The 17969-nt window shown below is 36.0% G+C and carries 9 protein-coding genes; all 9 read right to left on the bottom strand.

The window, feature by feature from the left end; genetic code table 11:
* Window positions 1-27: 27 nt before the first annotated feature.
* Entirely contained in the window at window positions 28-1023 is a 996-nt protein-coding gene (gene mgrA / locus EAH81_RS23030) for an L-glyceraldehyde 3-phosphate reductase (protein WP_140511352.1), read from the bottom strand.
* A gap of 281 nt (window positions 1024-1304) precedes the next feature.
* Window positions 1305-2783: a glycoside hydrolase family 28 protein gene (locus EAH81_RS23025; protein WP_140511351.1), complete on the bottom strand. Its 1479-nt coding sequence runs from the start codon at window positions 2781-2783 to the stop codon at window positions 1305-1307.
* 13 nt (window positions 2784-2796) lie between these two features.
* The gene (locus tag EAH81_RS23020) at window positions 2797-4908 is read right to left on the bottom strand and encodes a hypothetical protein (protein ID WP_140511350.1); all 2112 of its coding nucleotides are present in this window, start codon (window positions 4906-4908) and stop codon (window positions 2797-2799) included.
* Between the two features lie 79 nt (window positions 4909-4987).
* A complete protein-coding gene (locus tag EAH81_RS23015) occupies window positions 4988-6643 on the bottom strand; it encodes a glycoside hydrolase family 28 protein (RefSeq protein WP_140511349.1) in 1656 nt (551 codons plus the stop codon).
* An 11-nt stretch (window positions 6644-6654) separates the two neighbouring features.
* Window positions 6655-8274, bottom strand: a complete 1620-nt coding sequence (locus EAH81_RS23010; RefSeq protein WP_140511348.1) for a glycoside hydrolase family 28 protein — start codon at window positions 8272-8274, stop codon at window positions 6655-6657.
* A complete protein-coding gene (locus EAH81_RS23005; RefSeq protein WP_140511347.1) occupies window positions 8271-10607 on the bottom strand; it encodes a hypothetical protein in 2337 nt (778 codons plus the stop codon). The genes EAH81_RS23010 and EAH81_RS23005 overlap by 4 nt, the downstream gene beginning before the upstream one ends.
* 327 nt (window positions 10608-10934) lie before the next feature.
* A complete protein-coding gene (locus EAH81_RS23000; protein WP_206669108.1) occupies window positions 10935-12551 on the bottom strand; it encodes an MGH1-like glycoside hydrolase domain-containing protein in 1617 nt (538 codons plus the stop codon).
* 521 nt (window positions 12552-13072) lie between these two features.
* Complete coding sequence (locus tag EAH81_RS22995) at window positions 13073-14545, bottom strand: RagB/SusD family nutrient uptake outer membrane protein (RefSeq protein WP_140511346.1); 1473 nt, start codon at window positions 14543-14545, stop codon at window positions 13073-13075.
* A gap of 10 nt (window positions 14546-14555) precedes the next feature.
* The gene (locus tag EAH81_RS22990; protein ID WP_161595846.1) at window positions 14556-17909 is read right to left on the bottom strand and encodes a TonB-dependent receptor; all 3354 of its coding nucleotides are present in this window, start codon (window positions 17907-17909) and stop codon (window positions 14556-14558) included.
* Between the last annotated feature and the right edge of the window lie 60 nt (window positions 17910-17969).

Genomic DNA, 17969 nt, shown 5'->3' with positions numbered 1-17969 from the left:
CACACGGTTTTTGTTAAATTTTTTTACTTATTTGTCATTCAAAATATAGTTTATAAGAGTTAATTCTTCTTCGCTAAAAATGATATTTTTTAGAGCTTCAATAGAATCTATAATTTGTTCCGGTTTACTCGATCCTATTAAGACTGATGTTATTCGATTATCTCGCAGGAGCCAGGATAATGCCATATGTGCCAGTTTCTGTCCGCGCTGTTTTGCCAGATTATTGAGCAGGGAAATCTTTTGTATTTTTTCAGCTGTAATATGACTTTCATTCAGGAATTGTCCGCTTGTGGCAACTCTTGAATCCTCGGGAATTCCATTAAGATATTTATCAGAAAGTAATCCTTGTGCCAAAGGCGAAAAAGGAATACAGCCAACGCCTTGTTTTTCTAATACATCAAGCAATCCATTTTCCGGATCACGAACAAACATGGAGTATTTAGGCTGATGGATCAGGCATGGAGTTCCCAAGTGTTTAAGCAGTTTTACGGCTTGCAATGTTTGTTCCGCATTGTAATTAGAAAGTCCAACATATAATGCTTTTCCTTGTCGCACAATAAGATCTAAAGCTGTCATGGTTTCTTCGAGAGGAGTTTCAGGATCTGGCCTGTGATGGTAGAAAATATCTACGTAATCCAGTCTCATCCTTTTAAGACTTTGATCCAGACTTGAAACCAAATATTTTTTAGAACCCCAATCGCCATACGGACCATCCCACATGGTATAACCGGCTTTGGTAGAAATGATCATTTCATCTCTGTAATTTTTGAAATCCTGTTTCAGTATCTTCCCGAAATTTTCCTCGGCAGAACCTGGTGGCGGACCATAATTATTAGCAAGATCAAAATGGTTAATTCCATTATCAAAAGCAGTTTGAATAAGATTACGGCTGTTTTCGAAATCATTGACATTCCCGAAATTATGCCACAAACCCAACGATAACGCAGATAATTTAATACCCGAATTACCGCAGCGTCTGTAGTCCATATTTTTATATCGTTCTGATGAAGGTTGATAAGTCATTTGATGAAATGTTTATTTGTTTATTCGTTAATTTGTTCGATTGTTTTGCCGATGTGTTTAAATAATTTAATAGGTTGAGGTTTGTGTAGTCCCTACGGGACAATTTTCAGGGTCGTAATTTGTTTTTTCTACCAATATGTAATCTCTACGAGATATTTTTTTAGAGTTTCTAAGAATTACTCCGTTAGGAGTTTAAATGTTGGTAGAAAAAATATCCAACATCCCAGAAAATTGTCCCGTAGGGACTACACCAAACCCTACATATAATTACGTCCAAAATATTATTTAACCACATTTTCGCAATCTTCAAAAATCGTAGCTTCACGCGGATCTTTACATTTTAAATCATATTTCAAATTTTCGATTTTTAAACCGTTCACATATTTAAAATTGAAACCATAACTTGACATATTTCCGAAGGTATCAGGCGACGGATAACCCCGTTTTTTTTCCTGTAAAAGTTTCGTCATATCAATGCTTCTGTCTTCAGGATTTCCGGGATGCGTTAATTCAATATTGATATTTTTAAGGATAACATTGGTTACTTTATTAGCATTGTCTAATCCTGTAATTGATGATGACATTGGTCCGGCTCCAAAAGCTTTTATATTAGAAAATAGGATGTTTTTAATACTTCCTACAGCTGGTATTGGTGCTGTAGCGGTATGTTTGCGGCTTCTGTTTCCTAGAGTTACAAATATTGGTGTTACACAATCTGTCGCTTCGATATTATCAAACCAAACGTTTTCCATTTTACCTCCGTCAGTAATAATTAGGGTGATGGCGGTACGGGTTGTTTCGGTTCCGTTTACTTTATGAAAACCGGTTACGGATTGAACCACTTTGCAATTTCGGTACATGATGTTTTTGAATCCGCCTGTAGTTTCAGTTCCTAGTTTTAAGGAATTACAGTGGCTTGAGGCAATACAGTTTTCGATAAGGACATTTTCGCAGGCAGAAGGTCCGTTGCTTTTTAAGCAAATAGCATCGTCATCACTGTCGATACGGGAATTGCGAACATAAACATTACGGCAACCGTCTATATCAATTCCGTCATTGTTTTGGTGTGCATGGTTAAAAACGTTTATATTTTCTACCATCAGGTTTTCACAATCCAGATAATGCTGCATCCATTGTGGGGAATTCAAAAGCATTATACCGCTTATATAAATGTTTTTTGAACTTACGATTCTGATTCCAAAAGGTCGGCGTTTGTCATTATTTCCAGTTCCTAAATAAACTGGACTTGTTCCCTGAAAGTCAATCATTCCTTTTCCTGTAATCGATATCCCGTCTACTTTCTCAGCGTAAAACAGCGATTTATCAACCTGAAGATCTGTATTGTTTTTGTATTCTGGCTGAATGACCAGATAATCTTTTGCATCTGTGCTTCCCAGTATTTTTGCATTTTTGTCCAATTCAATATGAACGCCTGATTTTAAAATAAGTGTTCCGGTAAGATACATTCCAGCAGGAAAGAAAAGTCGGGAAGGCCCGTTTGCAGCACACTTATCAATGGCACTTTGTAATTCTTTTGTCGTTACTTGTACTCCGTTGTTTATTGCGCCAAAATCTTTAACGACATCATAAACCGGAAAATTACTGCGATCTATCGCCAATGATTTTTCTAGTTTTTTTGCCATAACTTCTAAATCAGAAGCTAATTTATTTTGATCAAATGCATTTTTTTGTCCTATTGCATTATTTGAAAAAATGCAAGTCAGCAAACAAAGAATTAGTATAGAAAATTTGTTATTCATGATAGTAGATATTTTATTTTAAAGCTATTTTCTTTTTAATGGTTTCGTTTTTCTTTAAAGTGATTTTTTCTCCGTTAAGGTCAAATTCACAATCTTTCCAGGCTTTTAATTCTAATGAAGCCGATTTTGTATCCAATTCACCGTTTACAATTACGCCAAGTTTTGAATAGATATTTTTTAGATATACTTTTTCTTTCCACGGATTACATTTGGCAATTTCCAATTTTCCGTACCAGTCAGATACTATATTGTTTAGAAGTGACTGCGTTATTAATCCATTGGTAATATTATAATAAGAGTCTTTGTAAACTCCGCTGGTTTCGAATACCTGAATCCATTCGGCATCAACATAATTTGCTTTTCTAAGATTATCCCAGTCTTTTTGCCATTCTATAACATTTCCGATTCTTGATCCAGCCAATAGAAATTCACCTAAAGTCCATCCGAAGAAATAAGGTTTTTTAGCACCCATTGTAATATCATAGCGAAGATCGTAAGCGGTTTTTGAAGTAGCGGATACTGTTTTTTCTATTGGAAGAAATGCCAACGGATTCAATTGTACAGGATGTTTCTGGTTACCATAATCTGATTCTCCTCGTCCTTTATTGGTAAAATAAATACCTCGTTGTGACTTAAGTTCTGGAAATGCTAATCCTTCTTTTAGGATTTTAGCGTAGGTTCCGTCTTCATCTAAATTGTATTCTATTGCTTTTTGAAAACAATATTCGGCACTAAATAAAGCACATAAATAATCGTCCTGATTAACACCGCCTTTTTCATCCTGTCCTGTCGACGGCTGAATGATGATGTGCCAAAGGTTATCAGATCCTTTTTGACAAACATTTTTATAGAATAAAGCCGTTTCGCCAATTAATGGTTTTGCATATTTGTCCGTCCAGCTTTGATCATTGACAAATACAGCCGTTTCATACGTCATGCGAGCCATATAACCCGAATTATGAATCTCATAGTAAAATTTATTTGGAACTGATGGTGTATGATAACCCTCAAAATCGCCTAACGGAAAAACCCACGGAGCCATGATTCCATCCACATTTAATAGACGTTTGGTGTAGGCTTTCATTCCGGGAATTCGTTCTGAAAAATATTCGATCCATGATTTTGCCATGTCTATATTTCCTGTCGAAAGCAACATGGTATGCACAAACGAAACATCTTGTGGATAGCCAAAATTCCAGTGATTTCCTGTGAATCCCATTGGTGGCGGCAAGCCCAGTTTTTTATCATTAAAAGAATATAAAAACTGCGCCATTGATCTTACCCACATTTGCTGCGCATGAATTTCAGGAGTAATTAAAATTCCCATATTTTGCCATTTTTCATGCCACCATTCTGTAGATTGTTTTAGTGATTGCTCCGCAGAAATTGTAATCGGTTCCTTTACAGAAAGTAGTATATTGTTTTCCCCTGAATGTAATGTCAGAACCAAATTCGAATCCTGAAGTTTTACAGCGGCATTTGTTTTTAGATAAACAAACATAGTTTTATCCAGACACGACAACTCAATTTTCCATTGATCGTTTTCGTTTGTTATTTTAGAAATCTGAGTTAATTTTTGATCGTAATGAACTTCTAAAATATCTAAAGGCTTAAAAATAATATCAGAAGATTTTCCTTCTACTGCAACGTTTAATCCAGCCAAATTTTTATCAACGGCGTCAAACCAGGTTTTTACGTTGATTTTATTTTTATCATATTCAAAATGAGTCGAAATAGTACCATCATAATACGATTGTGCCTGATTGTATTTCGTGATTTTTTCAGGTTCTTTTTCCCAGTAAAACTTCGCAAACGGAACCAGATAATCAGCAGCAAATTTGCCTCTGACAAAATAATTCATATTATAATATTCTGTTTTTCCGTATTTAGTAAGTGCTGTGTTTTTGGCTGGATTAATATGCAATCCAAGCGCTCCATAAGAACTCCCGAAAACGCCATTTCCCTGATAAAGATTAATCACAGCGGTGTCTGCGTAAGTTTTTCTCTCCAGATCTGTTGCTCTGATCGCTTTTTCTATATCTTTTATGCTGATGCCCGTATTTTGTGCAAAAGCGGGACAAATTAAAAAGACAAAGAAACCTAACAGTATGATTTTTTTATACATAATTGAATGCTTAACAGTTATTATTAGTGGTTTTTTTGTCCTGCAATCCCGAAGTTTCGGGATTGCAGGACGTATATTATTATAAATTTATCAGTCTAACGGCATCTTTTGAAACTGTTTTATCCTTCTTTATCAAATCTTCATTTTTGAATTTCTTTAAAGTTTGAATCGTAATATCCTCTGTCTTAATTCCTTTGAATGAAAACCACGGAATCGTTACAGGGAAATTCAAATTAAGTAATGTCGCTTTTCGAACATCGGAGAAATCCATTACAGATTTGCCTTTATTATTGCCATCAGTTTTAAGATTATTTACATATAAATCCTCCACATCTTCTGCTTTGACCAAAGGGCGCATATCGTCTTTGTCCACATAAATTTGAACATCATTCAACTGAATGTTTTTTGCATGTCTGATAAATAACCCTGAGATTGGAATAGGATCGGTGTCGTCTGATTTTGATAAAACGCGTCCCCACATTTTAGGATCGGGATATGATTTTTCTAATTCGTCAAGTTCAATTGATGCTGTTTTTTCATCTTCGCCACCAAGTGTTTTTATAATGATATTGCTTAAAACGACATTTTCGACATAAGAACCCGGAATTGAAGTAATCGACGAAGCAATACTGGCATTATACGCGACAATGTTCGAGATCATAACATCTTTAATGGTTCCGGCAGTTGATAAAACCTTTTTTTGTTCGCCTGCACCACGATTTCCTAATCTTATAAATATTGGGCACCAGGCTCCGTCCATCACAATATTCGAAATGGTTACGCCTTGAATATTGGCTCCGTCAACACTTTCGAGTGCAATACCGCTGGTAGCAGCCAAGCCATATCTTCGTGCATTTACATCGATATATTGAGCTGCGTCTTTTGCCAATTCTTCATCTGGTCGGGCAGTTTTTATGACTGAATTACTAAAAACAATATTCTTGAAGTCACCCAGAGATTCAGTTCCTATTTTGAATGAATTGCAAACTGTGGTTAAAATACAATTGGTCACGGTGATATTCTCGCAAACTTTGTGGGTATATTTTGGATCTCTGTTTTTCAGACAAATGGCATCATCTCTGGTATAAATATCGCAATTGGCAATTCGTACATTACTACAAGCCTGAATGTCAATTCCGTCTGTATTAGGACCTTGTAGTGGATTTCGAATACTGATTCCGTCGACGACAACCTGATCGCATCCTAATAAATGCAAAGTCCAACTGTCTGATCCTTTTAGGTGAATGTTTTGGATTTTGACATTTTTGCAACCTTCGAGCTTGAGCATGTTTCTCGGGCTTTTGGTTTGATGAATCCATTCTGGTGCACGATCATAAGGAATTTTGCTTCTATCGGCTGGAATCCAAAAAGTATGACCTTGTCCGTCAATAGTTCCGTTTCCGGTAATTGAAATATTACTGACTTCGACTCCGCGAATTAAATTCATCGGATCGTAATCTGCAATATTGGTACTTCCTAATAATACAGCGCCACTTTCAAGATTTAGATTAACATCATTTTTTAGATAAATTGTTCCAATCAAAAAATTCCCAACAGGAACCGTAACCGTTCCGCCGCCAGAAATAGAGCAGTCATCGATTGCTTTTTGAATGACTTTTGTGTTTAATGTTTTTCCATCTGCAACAGCTCCATATTCTAAAATATTGATGTTTTTTGCGTTACAATGGAATGCAATAAAAGTGAAAAAGAGAATAAGACAGGCTTTCGTTTTCATTATTTTATGATTTATTTCTTTTGTTTTTTTGAATTTTCGAGTAATTGGTTTTTGTCAATTCCTGGTGAATTTTGAGTAGTAATAGTTGCAACATCATCGGCAAATACTGCGGTTTTTATACCTTTAGCTACCTGTAATTTTAAATTATCAAGATACAATCCCTGAATATCTGAGAACATCGCTGCCGGACGTTTATCGGTTGTTTCAAATTGAGTATTGATGTTTGCCAATTCTAAATTTTTTACATGTCTGGCAAAAATGCCATAAGCTGGTAAGGTTCCTATTTTATAAGGTTCCGGATAACCATCACCCAATTCTCTTGGTTTTATAGCTGCATCTTCTAGAGTTCCGCCACCTTTAGAGGTTAAGCGGATATTTTCTAATCGAAGACCATCAATTGGCTGTTCAGGTAATCCAATAATTTGAATCCCGCTCATCATATCCACACCAGTCGCAATGACATTTGAAATCAAAACATTTTTCATTCTGCTGTTTGTTTTAACGTTGGGAGAACGGTTTCGGTTTCCCGTAGCGATATAAATGGCATAATGATACAAGTCGATCATGGTAATATTAGAAATGGTGATGTTTTCTAAAATTCCGCCATCTACAGATTCCAAGGCAAGTCCGCGACAGCTTCTAAAAGTGCAATTGGATATGGCAATGTTTCTAAATCCACCGCTGGATTCGGTACCAAGTTTGATACGTCCCGAAGCATTTGGTCGCGGTTTCATGGTTCCATCTAATAAAGTACCTTCCTGAAATCCGGAAACCTGACAGTTTGTAATGGTAATATTTTCGGTAAGCCTGAATTCTCCAAGAGCAAACGTACTTTTTAGACAGATTCCGTCATCTCCTGGAGAATTGATTCGGCAGTTTGAAACAGTAGTATTTCTGCAACAATCAATATCAATCCCGTCACGGTTTGTATCCATCGTTACATTATCTATGGTCATGATTTCGCAACCCGTTAATAACATTCCAAAATGTCCGCCGTGTACAATTGTAATATCACGGATTAAAACATTTTTGCATAACTTTAATGCAATGGTTTTGTTGCCCAATCTTAAAGCCGGCATATTATTTTTAGTTGGATTTTTCCAATTGTCGTGATCGTTCATTTTATTCAAAATAAGATCATCACGTATAATTCCGCCACCATTTATAAGTCCGTTCCCGGTAATAGAAATGTTGACCAGATTTTCTCCCCAAATTAAACTATTGTGAAAATAGCTGTGTGCGCCGTCCTGATAAGGTCCAAATGTGTAAGATTCCGTTTCATCATAAGCATTCATTTCTTGTGGAGCGCCCAAAATTGTTGCACCAGAATCAAGGTGTAAATTAATGTTGCTTTGTAAATGGATAGAACCGCTTAAATAAGTTCCTGCCGGAATCCAGACTGTTCCTCCTCCGGATTTTGCAGCTTCTTCAATTGCTTTATTAATGGCAGGGCTGTCGAGAGTTTTTCCGTCACCAATTGCACCGTAATTACGAACATTATAGACTGTGGTGATTTCTTTTGACTGGGCATTAATAACGATATAGAACCCAGATAACAGAAAGATAACAAATGCCAAAAAAAATGATTTTTCAGTTATTGTGAAATCTAATGTAGATTTTTGTCTGCTCATGGCTTTTCTATTTTAAAAAGTTTCGTTTGAGCTTGTTCCAGATTGATGTCTAATTTTCTATTTCCGATAATGGTTTTGGTTTTGTTCCAAAGTTCAGAAACCTCTACAGATTTATTTTTTACAAATAATGCTGGCAGGTTTAATGTGGTACTTACGGTATGATCTGCTGTGTGATTGATTCCTTCTTCGAGATTTCCGGTCATAATTTTGAAGCTTCCATCTTTAAGCTGCCACATTGATAATTGAACAGGCTGATTTTGTTTGATTTCATCAACAAAAGTAAAACCTGCTTTTTTCATCGTTTCATTCATTAGCCTGGCAGTCAAAACATACGGAACCGGACTTCCCATAATTTGATCCAATGAACCTTTGTAATTATCAGTTCCAGCGGGAAGATTATTGAAGAAATCAGGAGCATCCCAGTAAATTAAATTTTTACCATTCGTTTGGTTCAATCCTAAAACAGGTGAACTGCTTACAGAATATATTCTCTCAAGATCAGCACTGAATTTATTTTGTGTAAACGGCTGAAAAAGCGGAAATGTATTGGGTAATGATTCATAAATACCTTCTGTTTTGTAATTAATTGTTCCGATGTATTTAGTGCCTGTTATTGCTGTATCTGTAGAAGAAACACCTAAAATTTCGGCAATCTCTTTATCTAATCCTCCTGCGGGACTTCCTATAATCATTGCTGGCTTTCCCGATTTTAAATAGGTAATTAAGTTTTCTTTTTCTAATTGATTTAAATGAGATGGTGTCTGAAAAATAAACAAATCACTTTCGACCTTAGGTAAATATTCCAAACGTGTTACGGACATAATAGGAGCAGACCATTTCATTAATGTTCCGGCTTGCTCATCTATCCATTCTTTTATTGTTTCGTCCGGTTTATTGTTTGATTGCCATTCCATCGCACTTCGATTGTAGACTATTGTAGGACCAAAAACTTCTTTGGTTTCTGCTGCATCTGCAATGGCATCATTGGTGGTTTGCGCAAGGAATTTTACATCTTCTTCTGGCAATAACATTTTTCCTCTGTTGCACCATGAAATATAACTTCCTTCTGGCATTTTTAAACCATTTGGTGTTTTTAATGCAGCGTGCGAATATGCCCAAATTCCCCAACGTAAACGTTCTCTGGCATTGTGAATCATGTCCCAGGTTTCCCACGCATCAAAGGTTTCGGTTAGAAAATAATGATGCACTTTTGTATCTGCGAGCATAGCCGAATGAGTCAGCATATAACCTAACATATAGCTGTATCCTAATAATGGTGAACTCCAAAAACGTACTTCCGGCACATAATTCATAACTGGTCGTTGACCGACTTCGTTCCATGATCCTGCCCAGGATTGGTCAATCCATCCATCGAGATACCCTTCTTTTGCGATGGTTTCCAAATCAAAACAATTCGCACGCCAGCTGCCAATGGCACTTGCTGCGTTTGAATATCCTATGACCAATGCTTTTGGATTGGCTAATTTGGTTTGTTTCACTAAATCAGCTGTGGCTTTGCTCCATTCTGCTACTAGTTGTGGGTCTTTTGGTGCTGTTTCTCCATATGGACCTTTTCTTCTCGAGTATAATCCTGTTCCCAAAAATCCATCTCTTAGAATTATTACATCAAGATTTAATGCTTTAGATAAACTTCCCCATTGTTTTCCGAAGAATTCTGTTAATGGTGTGCCTTCTGGAATTCCTTGCGGGAACGCGCCATATTTATGTGATTCGGCTGATAATTTAGCGACCATATTAGGTTTTCCATTTCGGTATGAATTTGGATGCTTTACGGAAAATAAAGCTTTATCTCCATCATACGAACTATCACCGCCAGTAATAAATGTGCCGACTTTTACATCTTTAATATGATATTTATTTTGGGCTGTTTTTTTAATAATGCCTACTAATTTTTTTAAATCAGCATACGTCCATTTTTCGTAATCGATGGATTGTGGTTTATCTGCTTTTTCAAAACGTTCTTTCCATAAATCCATGCGTTCCGGAGTTGTTCCTGCCAATTGACCTCCATCTTTAATTGAACCCCAGGTTTTCATGTTTTTTGGCAACTTTATTTCCTGATTGATATCGCCTTGCCATTCGTATAAATAATCTGTTATCCAGCCCACATTGATGATAACACCTTTCCATCCGTCGATTCCCTGCATAAGCGGTTCGTAACGATCCCAAAATTCGTTAGCCGATTTTTGCATGTTTTTGTGTTCAAACCAATACAGATCAATTTCCAGCCAACGGTCTGCAGCAACGGGCGTTTTTGCGTTTACACTGATGCTGTAAAGTATAGAAAACAAGATAAGAAGCGTTTTTTTCATTATATATTTTTAATTATTTGGTAGTAATTTTTTTAAACACATAGAGACATAGATTTTTGTATTCTTAAAAAAGGCGTTTCACTTAGTTAAAATGAACATAGCAATAGGTCTATGTCATTCAGTTTTTTAAACTACAATTCAAAACTACATTTTGAGATAAAAAATATAATCAAAAAAGCTTAACTTAATAACATTGAGCTGAAGCTGGAGGCTAGTCAAAAAAGCTTAACTTAATGACATTGAGCACTAGCTTTGAGAAAGAAATATATTTCTCTTCTGGTTTCTTTTTTACGCATAAAATCCATGTTTCTATGTGTTAGATGTTTTTTATAAATCATGTTTTATTATTTTTTTTCCTTTTATCAGAATATCTTTTTTGCCACCATTCCATAATAAAGTAAGGGTAAAGTCTTTGTTTGATTTTATGGTTATTTGAGGCATTTTTTTAGTATCATTTCGGGATTTGCAATAAAAATCAATTGAACCATCTGTTCCAAAAGGATATTTTTTTACTCCAAATTCATCGGTTAAGCGCACATCCCAAACAATTTTATTATGAGGTACATCGGCTCTAATTCCAAAATTATATTCAAATAAAACTGCAATTGGTGTTAATCCTGTCCATCCTATAAAATTCTTGCGATCATTTCCCTGTACTTTTTCGGGCGAATAGTTTTCGAAAAATGTTCCGGTTGTATTAAAAACTTTCAGGACATTATCGAAGTGGTTTTTTCCTATTTCATAAGCCAAACTATCCTGATGTACCTGAGTTAGTCCTCTAAGAACCATATAAGTAGTTGGCGCCCAAACGGAGCCACGCCAGTAACCGCCATCGGCATTATAATCAGGATTATCTGCAGCTAATGTTGGTACGCGATGCGGACGATTGAATTTTTTAGGATCAGAAAGAGGGCTGATAAATTTATCAAGGCGATTGTCAGGAACTACATCTGCCAATAATGCCCAATAGGAACCTATAGATTGCACATTTGATAAAGAACCGTCTTTAAAAACATCGGTATAAAAATGCAGGTTTTCATTCCACATTTTTTCATTGATGAATTTGGTAAGTTCCTGAACTTCTGTCTGTAGATTTTTTACGTCTTTTTCTCTGTCAAGTTCGATGGCCATTTTTATTAAAAACTTTGCTGCAAAAATTTCTTGTAGCGTTGTATCAATCCATGACATTTGTCCGTTGCTCCATTTTACATTATAACCGCTTTGCAATCTCGGCTGATTGTCCATTCCGCAACCCCAACCGCTGGAATAATAAGTGCCGTCTTTCCAGGTGCGGTTTAGATTAAACCAATTATAATAAGCGAGCAATGCTGGAAAAACTTTGGCAAGTCTGGTTTTGTCGTTGAAGTTGTTATAATATTCCCATTCCGCCCACGGTAAAATATTAGGTCCAGTACTTGATGGATCATAACGTTCAAAAGAATCTTCGCCATTAGAACCATAAATTTGTCGGCATATAAATCCGTCGGGTCTTTGTTTGTTATAAAAATTATCTAAAGAGCCTTGAAAATTAAAAGCCCTTGAACCATAACGTCCAAAAAGTGTCATAAATGAAGTGTCCCACATAAAAATGTTGCCATTGAATGCGGCGTCTATGTATGGAGAAACAAATCCGTTCTGAGCGGTTACCTTATGAAGATTAGAAAAGGCAATTTCCCAAGCTTTCCAATACGAAATAATAGCATCGTTGTTGGCTTTCCAGATTGGTTCCGGTAACTTGTCTTTTATTTGGCTGAAAGTTGGCGGATCAATAAAATTTTGTGACGTGTTTTTTATAAAATCATTTTCGGCAACAAATTTATTCGGAATATAAAGTTTTTTTATCCCTTTTCCCCAAGCTTCTGTTCCTAGTTCAATAACAGTTTTTTGCGCTGTTACATGGCCTAAGAAAACTAAGATCATTAAAAAAGAATATATTTTTTTCATCGTTTTGATTTTGGATAACTTGGAATATATTATTTACTGTTTATAAATTATAAATTATGAATTTGTATTTCTAAGTCCCATTGGGACGCAATATTTATAGAAACAATAAATCCACCATAATATAAAACCCCAGCGGGGTGATATCTTAATTTATAACACAAGTATTTCGCTCCGATGGAACTTTAATTAAAAACTAAAATAAACGAGCTATAAATATCATACTCCTTTGGAGTTTGTATCGATTGTCGTTTGATTGAACATAAATTAAGCCTTGGTGCAGTAGTTTTAAAAGGGCGGAACAGGAAGGAGGATTCCCATCCCGCTTCTTTCAAAAAACTAAAATTAAACCAACTCTAAAATATTATATTGAATTTAGGCAGTCCTTTAGCCTGCGCCAATTGGAGCCTATACAAATTTTTTTAATGTATAAGGAATCTGTCCGCTTGCATTAAAGCGTGACATTCTTACTAAATCAGTTGAATTTTTCTCCCATGATTAAGCATGGGAGAAAGATTATTTAATTAATATCCGGGATTTTGATCTGACGGTTCGATTTTATTATTTAAGTCGATTTCTCTTTGAGGAATAGGAAATAATAAATTCTTTGGCTGCGGATTTTTACCTGCAGCTGTCATGATAGGAATTAACTGCTCCGTACGAATCAGGTCAAAATATCTTTTGCTTTCAAAACAAAATTCCCAGCTTCTTTCCTGAAGTATTGCCGCTCTGAATTGTTCTTTTGTCAAACCTGAAAGTTCCGTCATACCGGCGCCGGCTCTTTTACGAATGGTATTAATAGCATCGTATGCATCTGTAGTTGGGCCGTTTAGTTCGTTTAATGCTTCTGCTTTTATCAACAGTACATCTGCATATCTTAAGATTGGGTAGTTGTTATTGTTGTTGCTTCGCGCAAATGCCTGAGAATCGAAGTATTTGAATATACTTAGTTCTGCTAAACCTTTAGTAGGATACTCATAATATTTGCTGGTTTTAGGATCCGTAAAACTTGATAAGATTGAAGCATCACGGCGCGTATCTGCAGCAGCAAAAGATCTCCAGAATTTATCTTCCACTAAATTAATAGCGAAGCCAGATATTCCATTATTCTGAATAACATTTGCTGTTCTTGAAAGATAGAATTGCGAATATGCACTACCGTAACCTTCAGGACCGGACTGAAATTGAATTGAAAATATATGTTCTACTTTATTTTCATTGGCAATTTTCCAGACATCTGCTGGTGTTGCATATAAACCATAACCGTAAGTACCTTTATTGGTAATTACTTCTTGTGCTTTTGCAGCAGCATTAGTCCAGTCCTTTTTTGTTAAATATACATAAGCAAGCAGGGAGGAAGCCGCACCTTTTGTAGCTCTCCCAACTCCAGTTGCAGGCTGTACCGGCAGCAGTTTTGCTTCGGCTAGTTTTAAATCATCAATAATGACAGCATAAACTTCGTCTACTGATGAGCGCGCTATATCAAGGCCTTCTAATTCAGTAGTTTCCTTTAAACGTAAAGGCACTCCGCCAAATTCTCTAACAAGATTAAAATAGGCTAATGCACGTAGAAAATGTGCTTCGGCAATATATAGATCTTTATTAGCGGCAGGCATATCAATAGCAGGTACACGTTCTATAACTGTATTGGCTCTATTGATGACAACATAATTATTATTCCAGTTTCCGGCTAAAACAAGATTACCAGATTGAACGGTAAAATTATCAATATCAGTTCTGTCCGTATTTGAACCTGTTCCCGGATTGGTCTGTTCTCCGGCTAAATCTCCAACAAAAGTCATATCCTGACTGTATATGGGTCTTAACCCATTGTAGACAGATACTAAAGCTGCATATGCATCTGCGTCTGTTTTATAAAAGTTTGTAGGTGATAAAAATGATTGTGGATCTTCCTCCAGAAAATCATTCTGACAGCTGCTAAATCCAGTAATCAAAATAGATAAAGCTGCAACAATAAGAAAATTATTAGATTTCATGTTTTTTTGATTAAAGTTTTACATTAAGTCCCATTAGGAATGTTTTGGCAGCCGGATAACCTCCACGATCAACACCGATGCTAAGATTGTCCTGTCCAAATGAATTCACGTCAGGATTGTATCCTTTGTAATTGGTGAACGTGAAATAGTTTTGTAAACTCACATATAATCTGATGGACTCTACAAAAGTATTTTTGAAAACAATCTTTGGCATTTCATATCCAAATGATATGTTTTGTATGCGCAGGTAAGATCCGTCTTCTACTTGTTTGTTTGTTAAACGTGTTTCTTTTGTAGTTCTTGGAACATCTGTATTTGTGTTTGTTGGCGTCCATCTGTTATTTGAACCTGGAGCATTAATATCTGTTTCTGCATTTACATTTAGATTTAAAACATCATTGCCCTGAACACCATTAATTAAAACATTTAAATCGAAGTTTTTATAACTAAAAGTATTGGTCATTCCATAAAAGAAATCAGGTTGTGCATATCCTAAGATTGCACGGTCTTTGGCATCTAATTTTCCGTCACCATTAATGTCTTTATAGCGACGATCTCCTAATTTTACACCTGCTTGTCCAGAAGCTATTCCTGCATCTACTTCGGCTTGAGTTTGAAATAAACCATCGGTTACATAACCATAAAATAAACCAACAGGCTCACCAACTCTTAAAATTCCTGTATTTGCAATTGCTTTACTGGCACTTCCTCCTCCGGCTGGTCTTTCATAATCTCCACCCAGATCTGTTACTTCATTTTTATTGAAAGTGATATTAAAGGATGTTTTCCATTTAAAGTCACCGTCAAAATTCACTGTATTTAAAGCCAATTCAATACCATGATTTCTTACACTTCCAACATTTTGAAGTGAAGTCTGATATCCAGAAGTTCCAGGAATCTGAACGTCAAGTAATAAATCTTTGGTACGTTTGTCGTAATAATCTGCAACAAAGTTAATTCGGTTTGAAAACAAACTTAAATCAACACCTGCGTCGAATTGCGATGTAGTTTCCCATTTTAAGTTAGGATTGGCAACTCTTGTAGAAGCCACTCCGCTTGTGATAACTCCACCAATTGGATAATTAGAAGTTCCGCCTAAGGCTGCTAAACTGCGGTATGTTGGGATTTCGGTATTACCGGTTTGTCCGTAACTTGTTCTTAGTTTAAGATTTGAGATGATTTTTTGAGTTGATTTCATAAAATCTTCTTCAGATACTCTCCACGCAACAGATCCTGAAGGGAAGAATGAGAATTTATTACTTTCACCAAAACGGGATGATCCATCGGCACGACCTGTAAGGGTTACTAAATATCTGTTATCGTAACCATAATTAATTCTTGCAATGTAAGATTCAAGTGCCCATTCGTTTACATTTGATGTTGGAGGAACAACTATTGCTCCGGTACCTAAACTTCCATCTCCTAAAACGTCATTAACGAACTTATCAGCTCCTGTTGTTACATTTTCTGCAGTGAATTTTTGACGCGTAAAACCTCCTAATGCCGTAAAATTGTGTTTTGCAGCAAAGGTTTTAGTATAAGTTAAAGTGTTTTCATTTAACCAGCTAAAGCTTTGGTTAACTCCAATTCTTGCTTTTGCATTTTGTCCGGTATTCTGAATAAACGCTGGCATATAGTAATCATCTTTAACATTGATTTGATCACCTCCAAAACTTATTTTGAATAATAAATCTTTTGTGATTTTATAGTCAAGAAAAATATTTCCCATTACACGATCCGTTCTGGATAAGTTTTTAATTTCCAGTAGCGATGCAACAGGATTTCCGTAGAAACTTCCATCTGGTCCAATAAATCTGTTGTAGCTTCCATCAGGTGCATAAACAGGTGCAGTTGGCGGAGCATAAAGAATAGAAGTTACGGCACCAATATTATTGGCATCCAGATCTGTATCTGTTTTAGCCTGATTGTTTGCTGTTCTCGAAGCAGTGAAACTTAATCCCAATTTAAATTTAGAACTTAGGTTTTGATCCAGGTTTACGCGTACAGAACCACGTGTAAAATCTGATCCGCGAAGGATACCATCCTGAGTAAAATAATTTCCTGAAATCGCATATTTTGTCTGCTCATTTCCACCTGTAAAACCTAATTGATAGTTTTGTGTCGGAGCAACTCTAAAAGCTTCATCCTGCCAATCCGTTCCCTGACCATATACTGCCGGATTATAAATTTCAGGATCGGGATAAATAATTGGACGTGCTCTTTGTACGTTGTCTACGTTAGCATTTCTTGCAAAATCATATGCATTTACTAAATCTATTTTTTTACTAAGCTGTTGGAAACCGTAATAGGTTTCAAAATTTACGCTTGTTTGTCCTGTTTTACCACGTTTAGTAGTAATAATGATTACTCCATTAGCACCTCTTGCACCATAGATAGCAGTTGCCGAAGCATCTTTTAGAATTTCCATAGATTCAATATCACTAGGATTGATAGAAGCAAGCACATTCGTAGGCTGTCCGTTTCCTAAAACTCCGGTAGAGTTACTGTTGTCATTGTATATCGGGAAACCGTCAATAACATATAAAGGTTCGTTTCCTGCACTGATAGAGTTACCTCCACGAATTCTTACAGATGCACCACCTCCGGGAGCTGATGAAGATTGTGTCATTTGTACTCCGGCAGCTTGTCCTTTTAAAGCCTGTTCTGTAGAAGTAAGTACAAGATCTTTTATCGAGTTTTTATTAATTGAAGATACAGATCCGGTTATGTCGTGTTTCTTTTGAGTACCATAACCAACTACTACAACTTCATTAAGTCCTGCAGCACTTTCTTTCAGAACAATTTTAATAGTAGCTTGACCTTTAAGGGAAACTTCCTGAGTATCAAATCCTATGTACGATATTATTAGTATGGCGTTTTCGTTTGAAACATTCAAAGCAAATTTTCCATCAAAATCTGTTGTTACTCCGGTTTTGGTTCCTTTTTCGACAACGTTCGCACTTGGCAGCGGCTGTCCGTTAGAATCAACGATCGTTCCTTTAATTTGGACAGGAGGAAGATCCGGAAGATTTGGCTGACTTATCATGATGACTTTGTTCTCTTTTGTTTTGGTTAACAAAATCTTGCGATCATCAATTTCATATGAAGTATCAGTACCTTTAAAAAGTAAGTCCAGAATAATATTTACCGGAACTTTTTTAACGTTCAAAGTTACTTTTCGGTTTAAATCAACGGACTTGGTATTAAAAAGAAATTTAAATTCTGTAGTAGTTTCGATTTCATCGATAACTTCTTTTACAGTAACACTTTCTTTATTCAAAGAGATTTTAGTTTTTTGAGAATATGAGATGCTGGCTTGCATAACAAAACTTGCGGTGACAAAAAATAACAGTGATAACTTCATTTTTAAATCAAATTTTAAGCACGCAGGAAATAATCCATTGGACTTTGGTGGTTTTTTCAT

The sequence above is a fragment of the Flavobacterium pectinovorum genome, assembly GCF_006438875.1.
Lineage (GTDB): Bacteria > Bacteroidota > Bacteroidia > Flavobacteriales > Flavobacteriaceae > Flavobacterium > Flavobacterium pectinovorum_A.
Note: the sequence above shows the minus strand (reverse complement) of the source record. Positions and strands in the feature narration are given on the sequence as shown.

Coding starts and splice junctions, on each gene's coding strand:
- mgrA (WP_140511352.1), bottom strand. CDS start 1,023: ATGACTTATCAACCTTCATCAGAACGATATAAAAATATGGACTACAGA.
- EAH81_RS23025 (WP_140511351.1), bottom strand. CDS start 2,783: ATGAATAACAAATTTTCTATACTAATTCTTTGTTTGCTGACTTGCATT.
- EAH81_RS23020 (WP_140511350.1), bottom strand. CDS start 4,908: ATGTATAAAAAAATCATACTGTTAGGTTTCTTTGTCTTTTTAATTTGT.
- EAH81_RS23015 (WP_140511349.1), bottom strand. CDS start 6,643: ATGAAAACGAAAGCCTGTCTTATTCTCTTTTTCACTTTTATTGCATTC.
- EAH81_RS23010 (WP_140511348.1), bottom strand. CDS start 8,274: ATGAGCAGACAAAAATCTACATTAGATTTCACAATAACTGAAAAATCA.
- EAH81_RS23005 (WP_140511347.1), bottom strand. CDS start 10,607: ATGAAAAAAACGCTTCTTATCTTGTTTTCTATACTTTACAGCATCAGT.
- EAH81_RS23000 (WP_206669108.1), bottom strand. CDS start 12,551: ATGAAAAAAATATATTCTTTTTTAATGATCTTAGTTTTCTTAGGCCAT.
- EAH81_RS22995 (WP_140511346.1), bottom strand. CDS start 14,545: ATGAAATCTAATAATTTTCTTATTGTTGCAGCTTTATCTATTTTGATT.
- EAH81_RS22990 (WP_161595846.1), bottom strand. CDS start 17,909: ATGAAGTTATCACTGTTATTTTTTGTCACCGCAAGTTTTGTTATGCAA.